Origin of the sequence: Roseiarcus sp. (genome assembly GCF_049514155.1) — a bacterium.
Taxonomy (GTDB): Bacteria; Pseudomonadota; Alphaproteobacteria; order Rhizobiales; family Beijerinckiaceae; genus Roseiarcus.
Genome location: NZ_JBEKVH010000099.1, coordinates 1 through 14,990, shown reverse-complemented (window position 1 = coordinate 14,990; position 14,990 = coordinate 1). Strand labels below are relative to the sequence as shown.

12 protein-coding genes are annotated in these 14,990 nt (G+C 70.0%); 7 read left to right on the top strand and 5 right to left on the bottom strand.

The window, feature by feature from the left end; all coding sequences use genetic code 11:
• The first annotated feature begins 101 nt into the window (after nucleotides 1–101).
• The 3 genes from ABSF49_RS14255 to ABSF49_RS14245 all read left to right on the top strand — a co-directional run bounded on the left by ABSF49_RS14255 (nucleotide 102) and on the right by ABSF49_RS14245 (nucleotide 2,888).
• A complete protein-coding gene (locus tag ABSF49_RS14255) occupies nucleotides 102–833 on the top strand; it encodes an ABC transporter ATP-binding protein (RefSeq protein ID WP_424113319.1) in 732 nt (243 codons plus the stop codon).
• A gap of 121 nt (nucleotides 834–954) precedes the next feature.
• Nucleotides 955–2,271, top strand: a complete 1,317-nt coding sequence (locus tag ABSF49_RS14250) for an MlaD family protein (protein ID WP_424113318.1) — start codon at nucleotides 955–957, stop codon at nucleotides 2,269–2,271.
• The gene (locus tag ABSF49_RS14245; protein WP_424113317.1) at nucleotides 2,271–2,888 is read left to right on the top strand and encodes an ABC-type transport auxiliary lipoprotein family protein; all 618 of its coding nucleotides are present in this window, start codon (nucleotides 2,271–2,273) and stop codon (nucleotides 2,886–2,888) included. The genes ABSF49_RS14250 and ABSF49_RS14245 overlap by 1 nt, the downstream gene beginning before the upstream one ends.
• A gap of 200 nt (nucleotides 2,889–3,088) precedes the next feature.
• Here the strand turns inward: ABSF49_RS14245 and ABSF49_RS14240 are convergent, their stop codons facing one another.
• The gene (locus ABSF49_RS14240; protein ID WP_424113316.1) at nucleotides 3,089–8,224 is read right to left on the bottom strand and encodes an apolipoprotein A-IV repeat region-like domain-containing protein; all 5,136 of its coding nucleotides are present in this window, start codon (nucleotides 8,222–8,224) and stop codon (nucleotides 3,089–3,091) included.
• Nucleotides 8,225–8,517: 293 nt separating this feature from the next.
• Between ABSF49_RS14240 and ABSF49_RS14235 the strand changes: the two genes are divergently transcribed.
• The 4 genes from ABSF49_RS14235 (at nucleotide 8,518) to msrQ (ending at nucleotide 11,461) form a co-directional block, all read left to right on the top strand.
• On the top strand, nucleotides 8,518–8,934 hold the full coding sequence (locus ABSF49_RS14235; RefSeq protein ID WP_424113315.1) for an Hpt domain-containing protein: 417 nt from the start codon (nucleotides 8,518–8,520) through the stop codon (nucleotides 8,932–8,934).
• Nucleotides 8,935–9,100: 166 nt separating this feature from the next.
• Complete coding sequence (locus ABSF49_RS14230) at nucleotides 9,101–9,421, top strand: 2Fe-2S iron-sulfur cluster-binding protein (protein ID WP_424113314.1); 321 nt, start codon at nucleotides 9,101–9,103, stop codon at nucleotides 9,419–9,421.
• A gap of 5 nt (nucleotides 9,422–9,426) precedes the next feature.
• Nucleotides 9,427–10,464, top strand: a complete 1,038-nt coding sequence (locus ABSF49_RS14225; protein ID WP_424113313.1) for an NAD(P)/FAD-dependent oxidoreductase — start codon at nucleotides 9,427–9,429, stop codon at nucleotides 10,462–10,464.
• Nucleotides 10,465–10,573: 109 nt separating this feature from the next.
• A complete protein-coding gene (msrQ, locus tag ABSF49_RS14220; protein WP_424113312.1) occupies nucleotides 10,574–11,461 on the top strand; it encodes a protein-methionine-sulfoxide reductase heme-binding subunit MsrQ in 888 nt (295 codons plus the stop codon).
• 13 nt (nucleotides 11,462–11,474) lie between these two features.
• Here the strand turns inward: msrQ and ABSF49_RS14215 are convergent, their stop codons facing one another.
• The 4 genes from ABSF49_RS14215 to ABSF49_RS14200 form a co-directional block, all read right to left on the bottom strand.
• Nucleotides 11,475–12,524, bottom strand: a complete 1,050-nt coding sequence (locus tag ABSF49_RS14215; RefSeq protein ID WP_424113311.1) for a YcjF family protein — start codon at nucleotides 12,522–12,524, stop codon at nucleotides 11,475–11,477.
• Nucleotides 12,521–13,963: a YcjX family GTP-binding protein gene (locus ABSF49_RS14210; RefSeq protein ID WP_424113310.1), complete on the bottom strand. Its 1,443-nt coding sequence runs from the start codon at nucleotides 13,961–13,963 to the stop codon at nucleotides 12,521–12,523. The genes ABSF49_RS14215 and ABSF49_RS14210 overlap by 4 nt, the downstream gene beginning before the upstream one ends.
• A gap of 192 nt (nucleotides 13,964–14,155) precedes the next feature.
• Nucleotides 14,156–14,629, bottom strand: coding sequence for a hypothetical protein (locus ABSF49_RS14205; RefSeq protein ID WP_424113309.1), 474 nt, complete (start codon nucleotides 14,627–14,629; stop codon nucleotides 14,156–14,158).
• Between the two features lie 50 nt (nucleotides 14,630–14,679).
• The coding region (locus tag ABSF49_RS14200) for a hypothetical protein (protein WP_424113308.1) at nucleotides 14,680–14,990 on the bottom strand (311 nt) is incomplete at its 5' end.

Below are 14,990 nucleotides of genomic sequence, written 5' to 3'. Positions count from 1 at the left end.
CCGCCGCGCCGCCGCCGGCCGACCTCGACGAGGGCGCGCGCGTTGGCGAGGTCGTCATCCGCGTGCGCGGACTGAAGGTCGGTTTCGGCGACCATCTGGTGATGGACGGGCTCGACATCGACGTGCGCCGCGGCGAAGTGCTCGGCCTGGTCGGCGCCTCGGGCGCGGGCAAGTCGGTGTTCACCCGCACCGTGCTCGGCCTGCTGCCCAAGCGGGCCGGGACGATCGAAGTCTACGGCCACGACCTCGACAGCCTCACCGCCGCCGAGCGTCGCCGCGTCGGCCAGCGCTGGGGCGTGCTGTTCCAGCAGGGTGCGCTGTTCTCCGGGTTGACCGTCAGGCAGAACATCGAGGCGCCGATGCGCGAGCATCTCAACCTGTCGCCGCGCCTACGCGACGAGCTGGCGATGCTGAAGATCGCGCTGGTCGGTCTGCCGCCCGACGCCGGCAACAAATATCCGGCCGAGCTGTCGGGCGGCATGATCAAGCGGGCGGCGCTGGCGCGCGCGCTGGCGCTCGACCCCGATCTGCTGTTCCTCGACGAGCCGACCTCTGGGCTCGACCCGATCGGCGCCGGCGACTTCGACGAGCTGATCGCCACGTTGCAGCACACGCTCGGCCTTACCGTGTTCATGGTCACCCACGACCTCGACAGTCTCTACGCGATCTGCGACCGCGTCGCGGTGCTGGGGCAGGGGCGGGTGATTGCGATCGGGACGATTTCGGAGTTGCTGCGCTCCGAAGATCCGTGGATCAAGACCTACTTCCACGGCAAGCGCGGGGCTGGCCGCGAGGCGGCGTTCAAGCTCGGCCACGGGCGGCGCCAACCATGAATTGGGCCGGCGGCCGCGCGTCTGGCGGCAAAATCTGCTATGCGAGTCGCGGGCCGGGCGGCGGAACCCCCTTCAGGGGGCAGCGCCGGCCTGCGGTCGGCCGGGGCAAACGGTAGTCGAGATGGAGACGCGCGCGAATTTCGTCCTCATCGGCGCCTTCACCCTGGCGGTCATCGCCGGGGCGTTCCTGTTCGTCTTGTGGTTCTCCGGCCTGACCCGCACCGCCGATCACCAGGTTTACGCCGTCCTGTTCGACGGCTCGGTCGCCGGCCTGACGCGCGGCAGCGCGGTGCAGTTCAACGGCATCCGCGTCGGCGAGGTCACCGAGATCAATCTCGTCGCCGACGATCCGCGCCGCGTCGAGGTGCTGATCCAGGTGGTGGGGCGCGTGCCGATTAACCAGGACACCAAGGCGAGCCTCGAGGTTCAGGGGCTGACCGGCGGCGCAGCGATCGCGCTCACCGGGGGCGCGTCCGATTCTCCGCCGCTGACGTCGAAAGGCGGCAACCCTCCGGTCATCGTCGGCGAATCGTCCGACATGCAGAACATCCTGACGGCGGTGCAGTCGCTTTCGGCCAAGGCCGACACGACCCTCGGCCGCATCGACAAGCTGGTCGCCGACAACAGCGCCGTCGTCGGCGACGCGGTGCGCAACATCGACGCGTTCTCGAAGGCGCTCGCCGACAACGCCTCCGGCGTCAATGCGGCGCTGTCGGGCATCGCCGACCTCGGCAAGAAGATCGGCCCGCTGTCCGACCGGCTGCAAGGGCTTTCCGACGACGTCGACAAACTGGTCAAGGCGGTCGACCCCGCCAAGGTGAGCGGCATCGTCGGCGACGTGAAGTCGCTGACCGGTTCGCTCGCCGACAACAAGGCGGCGATCAATTCGACCATCACCGACGCCGCCGCGCTCGCCAAGCGGCTCAACGACACCGCCGGCAAGCTCGATTCCGCGCTTGGCGACTTCGACAATCTCGTCAAGGCGGTCGACACGAAGAAGATCGCTACCTTCGTCGACGGCGCCAACACGCTCGGCCAGACGCTGCAGCAGCATCAAGGCGACATCGACGCGGCGGTGAAGAACGCGACCGAGCTGACCGCCAAGCTCAATCACTCCGCCGACAAGATCGACGGCCTGATGACCAGCCTGCAGGGCTTCGTCGGCTCGCCCGACCTCAAGGGCCCGCTCGGCGAGCTCGGCGACGCGGCGCGTTCGGTGCGTCAGCTCGCCGACAATCTCGACGCGCGCACCAAGGACATCGCCGCCGGCCTCAGCCACTTCACCTCGACCGGCTTGCGCGAATACGAGGCGCTGGCGGTCGACGGCCGTCGCACGATCAACGACCTCGACCGCGCGATCCGCAGTTTCGAGCGCAACCCCAACGAGGTGCTGTTCGGCGCCAAGTCGAGCCTTCCCGAGTATCAAGGCGGGAAGTGATGAGCGATGCAGCGACCGCAGGCCGTCCGCTTGTCGCTCGTCGCCGCGGACTCAGCCTCGTCGCGCTGGCGCTGGCGTTGGCCGGTTGCGGCGGTGGCGGCGGCAGTAGCGGGCCGCTCGACACCTACGACCTCCAGGCCGCCAGACCTGGTCGTGCGCATCCGATGCGCGCGCAGGTGCGCGTCGCCGAGCCGTTCGCATCGCTCGACCTCGATAGCGACCGCATTCTGGTGCACACCCGCTCGCAGCAGATGGCGGTGTTGGCGGGCGCCAAATGGCCCGACCGCCTGCCGCTGATCGTTCGGGCGCGGTTGATCCAGAGTTTTCAAAACGCGGGGCTTGCGGGTCAGGTCGGCGGCAACCCGGCGGCGCCGGCCAACTACATCCTCGATCTCGACATCCGCAAGTTCGAGCTCGACGCTGCTCGCTCGCGGGTTGAGATTAGCGTCGCCGCCAAGCTCGTTCCCACTTCGCTCGACTTCGCGGCGGCGGAGGAAGTCTTCACCGCCGAGGCGCCGGTCGCCTCGACCGCTCCGGCGACGGTCACAGCGGCGATGGACGGCGCGCTGTCTTCGGTGATGAAGCGCATCGTCGCCTTCGTCGCGACGCGGCTCTAAGCCGAGCAGGACTTCCCCTCGTCCGGCCGCCAAGTCCCGTCGTTTGCGACGGGCGTCTTCCGACGCCCTATGGCGGCCACCCCCGGAATTTCACCTGGGGGCAGGCTCTTCTCCCGCAAGCGGGAGAAGGGTTTTCCCCCTCTCCCGCTTGCGGGAGAGGGTAGGGCGAGGGCAAGTCCGATCGAGAGCCGAAGCGCGGCTTATCCCAGCCGGCCCGAGGCGTGGGCGAGCATGGTGTAGACCTTGCCGGCGTCGGACAGCAGGGTCGCGCGCGATTGCGCTCCGTCGCGGTCGTTCTCGCCGATCTTGGCGAGCAGCCGCTCGAATTCCTGCGTGTAGCGGTTCACCGCGTCCTGGAACTGCGGGTCGGATCGGTAGCGGCGACGGATTTCGTCGAACGACTGCTGGCCGGCGGCGGTATAGAGCCGCCGCGTCGCCGCGCCGGCGTCGCCGGCGCGCCAGCGATCCCACATCTCGGCCGCCGCCTCGGTGTCGACGAATTTGGCGACGTCGAGCGAGATCCCCTCCGGCGCGTCGCTCGCCGGGCGGCCGGCGGGGGCGGGCGTCTCGTCGCGCGAGGCCGCGGCGAGCAGGTTCGACAGCCAGCCTGATTGGCTGCGCTCGCCCGACGTTGTGGCGGCCGCCGCCGCCGATCGCGCCGGGCGCGACGCAGTCGGCGTGGCCGCGCGGGTCGGCTCGGGCGCCGGCGCGACGGTCGTCGCCTGACCATCGTCGTCGCCTTCCGGGGCGGCGCGGCGCAGCGCTTCCGCCTTGCGCGGCGCCTCGGCGCGCAGCGAAGGCCTGGATGGCGCCGTCGGCTCGACGATGTCGAAATCCGCCCCCGAAGCGGTCACCACCGCGGTGAGCTCCTTGAGCGCGGCGATCTGATCGGCGACGACGCGACGCATCGCGGTCGCGGCCTCGGCGGTCTCTTCCGGCAGTTCGAACACGCCGCGCTTCAGTTCGCGCCGCGTCGCGTCGAGCTGGCGCTGCACTTCGGCCGCCATCTGCCGGACCTCGTCGACCGACTCGCGGAAACGCTCGGCGGTCTTGGACATGACGTCGTTGAGATTGGCGTTGGCCTGGTCGTAGGCGGCCTGCAACGTCTCGGCGGTCTTGAGGCGCTCCTTGCCGGCGCTGTCGCGGATCATCTCGAACTGGCTGACCGCGTTGGTGGCGGCGTTCTTGGTCGAAACCGCCAGCGAAGCGCTGATCTCCTGGGCGCGCGTCTGCGCCTTGGTGAAGCTCTCCTCGAACGAGGTGGCGAAGTGACGCGCCACCGCGTCGAACTCCTGGCTTTTCTCGGTGATCTCGGCGAACAGGGTTTTCAGGCTGGCGTGGCGAAGCGCCAGGGACGCGTCGACCGTCTGCTGATTGACGGCGAGGTCGCGCGCGACGTCGGCCAAGGCGGTGGTGTGGCCCGATAGGCGCTCGACCAGGACGCCGGATTCGTTACGCGTCTCGCTCGACAGGCGGTCGAGCGCCGCGACCTGATCGGCCATCGCGCCCAGCGCCTGCTGCAACTGCTCGATCCGCTCGCCGAGGCCGCCCTCGATCGCGATGAGCCGTTCGCCGGCCGCGCCGACCATGCGATCGAGCACCGAGCCGACCTGGCCGAGGCGCTCGAGCACTTGGCCGAGCTCGGCGCGCATGCGTTCGCCGGAGGCGTTGAGGGTGGAGATCGACGCGCCGGCGTTGGTCTCGACTGCGTCGCGCAGCGACGCTCCGGTCCGTTCGATCTCGGCCGTCAGGTTGCCGATCAGCGCCGCGATCGATTCGGCCGATTGCGCCTGCGTCGCTTCGGCGGCGGCGCGCAGGGCGGCGGTCGAAGAATCGACCTCCGCCGACAGGCCGCCGATCAGCGAGCCGATCGTTTCGGACGACTGCGCCTGCGCCGAATCCGCGGCGGCGCGCAGGCTGCCGATCAGCGCGCCGATCGTTTCGGCCGATTGCGCCTGCGCCGCCTCGGTGGCGGCGCGCAACGCGGCGGTCGAGGATTCGACCGCGACGCCGATCTGGCCGCTGAGCGAGCCGAGCTCGCGCACCGAGCCGCCGGCGCTGGCGGTGATCGCCGCCAGCAAGTCGTCGCCGCGTCGCGTCAGCAGCGCGACCAGGTTGTTGACCTGTTGCTCGAAGTTTTGCGAAGCCTGGGCGCTGACGCCGGCGATCTGGTCGGCGACCTCGTCGCCGCGCGCGCCGAGCTTGGCGACGAGTTCGGACGCCGGGCCTTCGACCAACCCGCGCAATTCCTCGATCCGCGCGACAAGCTGCGCCGTGCTTTCGGCGCCGATGCGCCGGACGTGAGTCTCGACCGTCTCGCCGAGATTGACGGAGTGGCGGGCGATCGCCTCGGCGATCTCCGTCCCGCCCGATTGCAGCTCGGTCGCAAGCGAGTGCAGCGGCCCGACGATGTCGTCACGGAACCGCGTGACGCTGTTGCCGAGCGTGCCCGACATGTCGTCGAGCCGGTCGGCGAGTTTGGCGTTGATGTCGCCGGCGAGTTCGCCCAGCGCCTGCGACAGCGCCTCGGCGCGCCCGCGCAGCGTCGCTTCGAGCTCCGACGACTTGGCGGAGATTCCCTGAGCGATCTCGCGGCCGCCTTCGCTGAGCGTCTTGGCGGCGTCGACCGTACTGCGCGCCAGGCTCTCGTTGATCGATTTTGCGCGCGCCGCCAGCACCCCGTCGATACGCTCGAGGATCTTTTCGAACGCGGCGCGCACTTCGTCGAGCTTGTCGGTGGAGCGGGCGTCGGCCGCCTCGATGCCGGAATCGAAGCTCGCCGCCGCTTCCGCGCTTCGTCTCGCGAGCCGCTGGTCGAGCTCGCCGCCGCGCACGACGACGGTCTGCTCGATCGCCGCCAGCGTCGCTTCGAGCTGGGTGGTGAGCAGCTTCGTCTCGGCCTCGACGCGCACGACGACGTCGCGGCCGCGCTCGATCAGCGCCGTCTCGAGGTTGACCACGCCGTCGCGCAGCGAATCGTCGACGGTGCGGGTGTGGGTCGACAGCGCCAGCTCGACCATCGTCTGGTTGGCGGCGGCCGACGACTCGAAGTCGGCCAGTCGCGCGGCGCTCGCTTCCTCCAGCCGTTGACGGTGATCGCCGAGCGTCTGGTCGAAGCGGTTGCGGTGCTCGGCGAGGCTCTCGTCGAAGCGGTTGCGATGTTCTTCGAGCCGATGATTGAGATGCGCCTGGTGCTCGTTGAGGCGCTCGTCGAGTTCGGCCTTGCGTCCGCTCATCACCGAATCGATCGACTCGATCTGGGTCGACAGCGACTCGCCGAGCCGCTCGGTGTGGGCGGCGATGCGCTCGATCGCGCTTTCGCCGCTCTCGCCGACCAGCGAATTGAGGGCGCCGATCTGCTCCTCGATGCGTCGGGACTGGTTGTTGAGGTCGGCGATCAGGGCGCCGCCGCGGGAACTCAGCGTGTCCTCGAGACCGGCGATGGTCGCGCCGAGCGCGTCGTTCATGCTGTCGCCGCCGACGGCGATCGCCGCCACCGCCTCGCTGGCGGCAGAGGAGAATTTATCGCCAACTTCGCGGGTCTCGTCGCTCCAGCGTTCGAGCGCCGCGCGGGCGGCCGCCTCCAGCCGCTCCTGCGCGGCGATCGCCTCGGCGGCGACCGCGTCGGCGGCGCGCCGCGCCGATTCCTCGATCTGGCCGCCGATCACGCCGGCCGAATCGTCGATCAGGCCGCGCAACTGCGCGTGGCGCGCGTCGAAGTGCTCGGACCACGCGGCGCCGGCCGACTCGAACAGGGCGCGCGCGTCGTCGGTCTTGCCCGACATCGTCGACTCGAACCGCGCGTTGGCGGCGACGAGCGAATCCTCCAGGGTCTGGCCTCGCACCACCACCGATTCATGCAGCCGGTCGACCGCGAAATCGAGCCGCGTCGCCAGCCCTTCGCCGTTGTTGGCGACGATGTCGGAAATGCCGCGCGCGCTCGACTCGACGCGCTCGATCAGCTCGTCGATCCGCTGGCCGAATTCGCGCGCCAGCGACTCGCTGGCGACCGCCAGGCGCGTGGCCACCGCGTCGCCGTGCAGGCGGATCGCTTCGGCGGCCTGCGCGCCGCTGTCGGCGATGCGGCCGACCACGATATGGTCGTGCTCGTCGAGCGCGTGACCCGCCGCCGACGTCGCGGCGCTGAGTTGGGAGACGATGCCGTCGGCGTGACGGCGCAGCGACTCGACCGCCGAGACCCCGGTCGCCTCGATGCGGCTGACCAGATCTTCGTTACGGCCGGCGAAATCGGCCGCCAGCGCCTCGCCGGCGTTGCGGATGCGCTGGTCGATGTCGGCGACGCGGCCGATGATGTCCTCGGCGCTGCGTCCGCTCGCCGCGGCGAGTCGGGCGGTGACGTCGGTGGCGATGACGCTGATGCGCTCGACCGCCGAGGCGCCGGCGCGGTCCATCGCCTGGGTGACCTCCTCGGCCGAGGCGCCGATCGTGGCGGCGACGTCGCCGCCGACGCCGGAAACCCGCTCGCCGAGGCGGATGGCGATCGATTCGAGGTCGTTGGCGATGCCGCGGTGCGCGTCGTCGATCACCGCCCGCACCCGGCCGCCGCTGGCGAGGATCGCCTCGCGCTGGTCGGCCATTTCGGCGATCAGCGAGCGGATGCGGCGTTCGTTGTCGGAATAGGCGCGCTCGAGCGTCGTCACTTCCGAGCGCACCAGCGTCTCGAGCTCGGCGGCGCGCGCCAGCGCGCGTTCGATGCCGTCGCCCATCGTCCCGATCTCGCGGCGGATCGCCTGCGCCAGCGAGGCGACGTTCTCGCTCGCCACCGTTTCCGGCTCGGCGAGGCGGAGCGCGACCTGGGTGATCGAGCGCGCCGACAGCCGCAATTCGTGCAGGCGGCGAGCGAGCGCGGCGAAGCCGAAGAACAGGATCATCGGCCCGAGCGCGGCGAGCGCGAGCAGCACCGTCTCGGGCCTGGTCAGGTATTGGCGCACGGCGTCGCCGCCGCCGCTCCACGGGAAATGGCTGGCGACATAGGCGCCGCACAGCGCCAGCCACAGCAGCGAGCCGACGGTCGCCGCGATCACCGGCGCCACGGTGGGCCGGCCGACGGCCAGAGCCTGGAAGATCGGGCCGATCGCCGCGCGATCGTCGTTGGCCGGCGGGTCGGCGACCAGCGGCGACTTGATGTCGTCGGCGGGCGGCAGGCGGCGCGAGACGGGCGGCTCGACCGGCGGCGGCGGGGGCGCGCTCCGGCTCGCGCCGGCGTCGGGCGGCGCTGCGGCGGTCCCGCGACCGTCCCCGGACAGGTTGAGGGCGTTCTCGATCGCCGACATTGCTGCCGAGACCGCGTCCTTCGCCGGTTGCTTCTGCGCCATCGTGCCCGCCTTGTCACTCATCGCCGCGGCGTCGCCAAAGGAGGCCGCGCCGCGCGGCGCTCTTCCGCCGCCGACGCCATTGGCCTCGCGTCGCGGCGCCGAAGAGTATTAACCACGCAGTCTACAGGTCGCGGATTGAGATGGAAACCTCTGCGGAATCGTATCTTTCAAACGTCGTTAACGGTTCGGTGACCATGATGGCGGAGGCTTGGGGACAAGCGCGGCGGCGCAGTCGCCCGGCCCCGCCGTCGGGCGGCGAAAAGTCGTTCGAATCCAAGGGTTTTGAGGTCGAAATGCCCGCCATTCCGGCCGCCTCCCGTTCGACGTCGCCGGGCGCGGCCGCCGGCGACGCCGCCGCGGCTGCGGCGGCGAGCGAACCGACGATCGACCTCGTCCACCTCGCGCGCCAGACCGACGGCGATTCAGCTCTCCAGCAGGAGCTGCTCGCCCTGTTCGACAAGCAGTCGGCGAGCCTGCTCGCCCTTTCGTCCGACCGTTCAGCCGAGCGGCGCCGGCGCGCCGACGCCGCCCATCAGCTCAAGGGCACGGCGCTGGCTCTGGGGGCCGGGGCGGTCGCGCGCGCCGCCGCCGCGGTCGAGGCGGCGCTGGCTGGGGGCGCGGCCGGTCCCGAGGCGGTCGAACGCGCGCTCGCTGCGCTGGCGGCGGCGGTCGCGGCGGCGCGGATCGCCGTCGCCGAGCTGCGCGGCTAGCCTTCCCCGCGTCGCTTTGGCGCGCCTCAGGTCGGCGCGCGTGCGTTTTCGCCCTTCCGTTGCGCTGCCGTGGGCCTTATGAAGGCGCCCGCGCAAGAGACGCCCGCCGACCAATCGTCAGCGCCGGCGGCCGAAGGCGGCTGAGGAGAAGGAAGTCGCGGATCCCATGACGAAAGTGACGTTTATCGACGCCTCCGGCGCGTCGCGCACGGTCGACGCCCAGGTCGGCGCGACGGTGATGGAGACGGCGCTGCGCAACAGCGTCCCCGGCATCGAAGCCGAGTGCGGCGGCGCTTGCGCCTGCGCCACCTGCCATGTCTACGTCGCTGACGAATGGACCGAAATTGTCGGCAAGCCGTCGCAGATGGAAGAGGACATGCTCGACTTCGCCGCCGACGTGCGGCCGAATTCGCGCCTGTCGTGCCAGATCAAGGTGACCGAGGCGCTCGACGGCCTCGTGGTGACCACTCCCGTCAAGCAAGGCTAGAAGACATGAGCGAGATCATTCAGACGGACGCCGTCATCGTCGGCGCCGGCCCGGTCGGCTTGTTCGCCGTCTTCGAGCTCGGACTGCTCGACATCAAGGCCCATCTCATCGACATCCTGCCCAAAATCGGCGGGCAATGCGCCGAGCTCTATCCGGAGAAGCCGATCTACGACATTCCCGGCTATCCGATCGTCACCGGCCAGGGGCTCGTCGACGCGCTGACAATGCAGATTCAACCGTTTCAGCCGACCTTCCATCTCGGCGAGATGGTCGAGCGCGTCGAAACGCTCGGCACGCCGGAGAAGCCCTATTATCGAGTCTCGACCGACGCCGGGACGACGATCGAAGCCAAGGTGGTGATCGTCGCCGCCGGCGGCGGGTCGTTCCAGCCCAAGCGTCCGCCGACCCCCGGCGTCGAAGCCTACGAGGGCACGAGCGTCTTCTATTCGGTGCGCAAGATGGAGCACTTCCGCGGCCGCCGGGTGCTGATCGCCGGCGGCGGCGACTCGGCGCTCGACTGGGCGCTCAATCTCCATCCGGTCGCCAGCCGCGTCACCCTCGTCCATCGCCGCGACGAATTCCGCGCCGCGCCCCATTCGGTCAACGCGATGCGGGCGCTGGTGGCGGAGAAGAAGATGGACCTGGTCATCGCCCAGCTCGCTGGCCTCAAGGGCGCGGACGGCCAATTGAGCGCGGTCACCGTGCGCGCTTCCGACCAGTCGACCTTCGACGTCGCATGCGACGACCTGCTCGCCTTCTACGGCCTGACGATGAAGCTCGGGCCGGTCGCCGATTGGGGCCTCAACCTGCACGAGAACCTCATCCCGGTCGACACCGCGACCTTCGAGACCAACGCGCCCGGCGTTTTCGCCATCGGCGACATCATCACCTATCCGGGCAAGCTGAAGCTGATCCTGTCGGGCTTCCACGAAGGGGCGCTGGCGGCGCAGAAGGCGCACCGCTACGTTTATCCCGACAAGAAGCTGCTGTTCCAGTGCACGACCTCGTCGACCAACCTGCCGCGCAAGCTCGGCGGGAGCTGAAGGTGCGGGCAAGGGGCGGAACGCCGTCTTTCGGGGGGTTGAAACAAACCGGCGTCCTGGCGCGTACTAAAGGGCGCGCCGGGCGTCGGCGCTGGAACCTCTGGCTGCGATGATCAAGCTCAAAGCCCCCTGGAACGAGCGCAACGGCCGCTTCTCGGCCCTCAAGGCGATCGTCTTCGCCGGCCTGTTCGCGCCGGCGGCGTGGCTCGCCTTCGAACTGGCGACCGGGATGCTGTTCCCCAAGCCGGTGACCGAGCTCATCCATGGCGCCGGCCTCTGGACGGTGCGGCTGCTGCTGCTGTCGCTGCTGGTCACGCCGCTACGCCGCTTCGCGCGCTGGCCGAAGCTGATCGCGATCCGGCGCATGGTCGGCGTCGCCGCCTTCGCCTACGCGCTCGCCCATCTCAGCCTCTACGTCGTCGATCAGAGCTACGACCTGCTCCATGTCGGCAGCGAGATCGTGCTGCGCTTCTATCTGACGATCGGCTTCGCCGCGCTCGTCGGTCTGGCGACGCTGGCGGCGACTTCGACCGACGCGATGATCCGCCGGCTCGGCGCGGCGAACTGGAACCGGCTGCACAAGCTCGTCTATCTGATCGCGCCGCTGGCGCTGCTGCATTTCTTCCTGCAGGCGAAGGCCAACGTCGCCGAGCCGGCGATGATGACCGGGCTCTTCTTCCTGCTGATGCTGGCGCGCTTCTTCACCCGCTTCGGCTGGCCGCAATGGGCATGCGCGCTCGCCTCGGCGCTGATCGCCGCGCCGGCGACCGCGCTCGCCGAAGCCTCATGGTACGCCTTCGTCCGCCACATCCCGTTCGCGCGCGTGTGGGGCGCGAATTTCAGCCTGCTGCTGGCGCCGCGGCCGAGCTGGCTCGTCGCGGCGGCCGGCGTCGCGCTGATCGTCGTCGCACTGGCGCGGATGGCGCCCCCTTCCACCGCGCGAAGCGCGATGGAGGAGGCAGCCCTACGAGCGTCGAAGGCGCGAGCTCCCGTCTAAGGGCGCTCACGCCTCACTCCGTCTTGCTCTTGCGGAACAGGAACGGCGCGACTTCGGCGACGCCGGGCGGCTTGTCGACTTCGAACGGCGCCGGCCGGCAGACCGCCATCGCCGACAGGCCGACGCGCGCCGTCAGCAACCCGTTGAGCACGCCCTCGCCGAGCCGCGCCGAGATGCGCGAAGCGACGCCGTGGCCGACCACCTGCTGCACCAGGCTGTCGCCGACCGCCATGCCGCCGGTGATCGCCAGATGCGCGCCGATCGAGCGCAGCAGCGCGAAGAAGCCGAACAGGCCCGGCCGGCCGCCGTAGAGCTCGGCGATTCGCCGCGTCAGCCGCACCACCTGCGCCGCGACGAAGAGAAGATCGAGGATCGCGCGCGGGCTCACCGCCGTCACCATCGACACCCGCCGCGCCGCGATCGCGATCTCCGCCCGCACCTTCCTGTCGATCGGCAACAGCAGCGCGCGCTCGGCGACGTCGACGAGGTCGCGGCCGTCGACGACGGCGCGGCGCGCCTCCTCGACCTCGGCGCGCGCCCGCGCCGTCTCCGGCCGATGCAAGTAGAGCGCCGCCAGCCGCGCCACCAGCCCGCGCGCCGCGTCGCGGTCGTCGTCGGCGCGCGCGCGGGCGAGCGCGGCGTGCAACTCGGCGATGCGGCGCTGGCGCGCGACCGCGACGAATTCGCGCGCCAGCAGCCCGACCGCGCCGACGACCAGCAGCACGGCGAAGGCGATGGCGATCGCGCCGAGCGATTGCGCGCGGGCGAACAAAGCCTCGATCAGGCTGTCGATCCACAGGCCGACCGCCAGCGAGACCAACCCGCCGAAGCCGACCCAGGCGATCGTCGCCAGCTTGAACCGCCGCCGTTTGGCGAGGCCGGCGCGCTGCGCCGCCTCGACTTCGCGCTCGACGACATCGAGCGGCGCGTCGCGCTCGACCGGGGTCGGATCGCGCTGGGTCATGATCGTCGCCAACGGCGCCAGCGGCGACGGTCCGTCGTCGACCGCGACGCGATGGTCGTCGAGGCGGAAGGCGCGGGGGCGGGGGCTCTTGTCGATCATGCCAGTCGGTCGCCAATCAGGAATTGCAGCGCACGGTCGAGGCGGATGTGGGGCGGCGGCGCGCCGGCCCGCGTGATCGGCGGGCGGAAGCGGACGAAGCGCCAGTCGTTGTCCGCTTCCGGCAGAGCGAGCGCCTCGCCCGCCAGCGCCGCCGCCGGATCGTCGGGCAGCCGGCCGGGGAACACCGCCGCCTCGGCGGCGCCGTCGAACACCTGGCCGTCGATGCGCTCGCCCGCTTCCGGCGTGCCGACGATCGCCGGCAGGCTCTCGCCGCCGTGGCGGATCTCGGCTTCGCGCGTCGCGCGCACCGCGGCGAGGGCGACGACGTCGATTGCGGCGCCGAAGCCCTCGGCGCGCGCGATGGCGCGGCTGGTCATCAGTTTCAGCGCCGCCTCGAGCCGGTCGTGGTCGGCATGGTGGAGATGGTCGGCCTTGGTCGCGGCGAAGAGGATGCGGTCGATGCGCGGCCGGAAGATCGCCCCGAGCCGCGAGGCGCGGCCGGCGCGGAAGGCGTGCATCACGCCGTCGAGCGCCGCCTCGAGGTCGCTCAGCGCCGCCGGGCCGGAGTTCAGCGCACTGAGCAGGTCGACCAGCACGATCTGCCGGTCGAGCCGGGCGAAATGGTCGCGGAAGAACGGCCGCGCGACATGGGTCTTGTAGGCTTCGTAGCGCCGCGCCATCATCGCCGCCAGCGAGCCCGCCGCGATCTCCGCGCCGTCGAGCGGCAGCGGCGCGAAGGTCAGCGCCGGCGAGCCTTCGAGATCGCCGGGCGATAGGAAGCGGCCGGGCGGCAGGGTGGAGAGCGCGTAGGTCGCGTCGCGCGCCTGCCGCAGATAGGCGGCGAACAGCTCGGCGGCTTTCACCGCCGTCGCCTCCTCGGCCCGCGCGGCGGGATCGAGGCCGGCGACGAAGCCGTTCCATTCGCAGGCGACCGGCGCGCGCGATTTCGCCCGCGCCGCGGCGATCGTCTCGCGCGACCACTCGCCATAGCTCTTGTCGAGCAAAGCGAGATCGAGCAGCCATTCGCCGGGATAGTCGACGATGTCGAGGTTGAGGCTCTGCGCCCTGGCGCCGCCCCAGGCGCCGACGCGCTCGAACTCGATCGTCACGCGCAGCTGCGACACCCGCCGCGTCGAAACCGGCCAGCGCCGCTCCGGGCCAGCGATCGCCGCGACGTGCTCTTCGTAAGGGAAGCGCGGCACGGCGTCGTCGGGCTGCGGCTCGAGATGGACGCGGGCGATCCGCCCCTCGGCCGCGGCGCGCAGCACCGGCAGCTTGCCGCCGTTGACCAGGTTGTCGACCAGCGCGGTGATGAACACCGTCTTGCCCGCCCGCGACAGCCCGGTCACCCCGAGGCGCAGCGCGCCGCCACTGAGATAATCCGCCAACGACCGCGCGACGACGCCCGCCTCGAAAGCCAGATCGCTGAAAATCGACAAAGGAACGCCTGCGGGGAGGGGGAATGTTTGGCCCAATCTAAGGCGGGGAATGGGGGGTTGTAAGGGGGCGGGACCTCGCCCGCGCAGCGGGAGAGGGCCGGAGCGAGGGGGAAGAAAGGGTGCTTTGCTGAGGACGTTCCAAACCGTCGAGGCTGTCGGAGGTTGCCAGCGGCGGTCACCGGACTTCGTAGGTCAAGTTCCTCCCTGGAGTTCCGGCAGAAGCGCTGAAAGTGGGATGTAAGCGGTCCCATCCATCTCTCGGCACGCCTTGAAGCCTTGCTTCTGGTACCACTGCCAAAGCTTGTTGTCGTTTTTGGTTCCGTTCTCCGGCTCCAGGACGATTCCCCAAGCGCCGATGTCTTGGACATAGATTCTGCGAGCAGCGTCAATCAGGAGCGCGGTGCCAAAGCCTTTTGGCACCCGGTCATCCTTCCCCATGAAGCCGATGCGGATCATCGGGGGTGCGAAGCCTCGTGCGCTCTTTACCAGCCGCTTCTCATCTCCGCCACTGACGTTCTCTTTGCGCAACTGCGCTGAGGACAGCGTGTAAAACCCCAGAATCGCAGTGGGGTCATTTGGGTCGGGAGCAATGAAGGCCTTGCAGAAGCGGGAGGGAATGAGTTGCCTTGCTTCATTCGCAAAAAAGCCCGCGACGCGCGGGCTCATCGTGCAGAGGAATCCGTCCGTCTTGTGAAGATCGGAAAGCTCAACCGTAATTAGCTGTGTTTTGAGTACAGCCTTTCGATCAGGGCTGCCCCCTCCAGGATCGACGAGGTCGGCTGTTGCGGGCTCTTCGTGCATGCCTCCAAGTGCGCATACTCTTCTTCGGTAAGAGCAACGATGTCTCTCGCGACGTCGTCCGCCGTCTCGCGCGCAACTCCCGTCTCACGCCTTGCCGCGCGTGAGGAGTGGCTTTCGGAGTGACAGCTTGCGCTTTCCCCTTTCTTGCTGCGAGCCGAATCGGTCCTAGTTTGATAGCGAAACATCATCAGCGCTTCCGGAGCAGCGGGTTTGGTTTCCCTGCCGC

Bases quoted from the DNA above. Each gene is read 5' to 3' on its own strand.
- ABSF49_RS14215 (WP_424113311.1), bottom strand. From the start codon at position 12,524: ATGATCGACAAGAGCCCCCGCCCCCGCGCCTTCCGCCTCGACGACCAT.
- ABSF49_RS14255 (WP_424113319.1), top strand. From the start codon at position 102: ATGGACGGGCTCGACATCGACGTGCGCCGCGGCGAAGTGCTCGGCCTG.
- msrQ (WP_424113312.1), top strand. From the start codon at position 10,574: ATGATCAAGCTCAAAGCCCCCTGGAACGAGCGCAACGGCCGCTTCTCG.
- ABSF49_RS14235 (WP_424113315.1), top strand. From the start codon at position 8,518: ATGCCCGCCATTCCGGCCGCCTCCCGTTCGACGTCGCCGGGCGCGGCC.
- ABSF49_RS14245 (WP_424113317.1), top strand. From the start codon at position 2,271: ATGAGCGATGCAGCGACCGCAGGCCGTCCGCTTGTCGCTCGTCGCCGC.
- ABSF49_RS14230 (WP_424113314.1), top strand. From the start codon at position 9,101: ATGACGAAAGTGACGTTTATCGACGCCTCCGGCGCGTCGCGCACGGTC.
- ABSF49_RS14225 (WP_424113313.1), top strand. From the start codon at position 9,427: ATGAGCGAGATCATTCAGACGGACGCCGTCATCGTCGGCGCCGGCCCG.
- ABSF49_RS14250 (WP_424113318.1), top strand. From the start codon at position 955: ATGGAGACGCGCGCGAATTTCGTCCTCATCGGCGCCTTCACCCTGGCG.
- ABSF49_RS14240 (WP_424113316.1), bottom strand. From the start codon at position 8,224: ATGGCGCAGAAGCAACCGGCGAAGGACGCGGTCTCGGCAGCAATGTCG.
- ABSF49_RS14205 (WP_424113309.1), bottom strand. From the start codon at position 14,629: ATGAGCCCGCGCGTCGCGGGCTTTTTTGCGAATGAAGCAAGGCAACTC.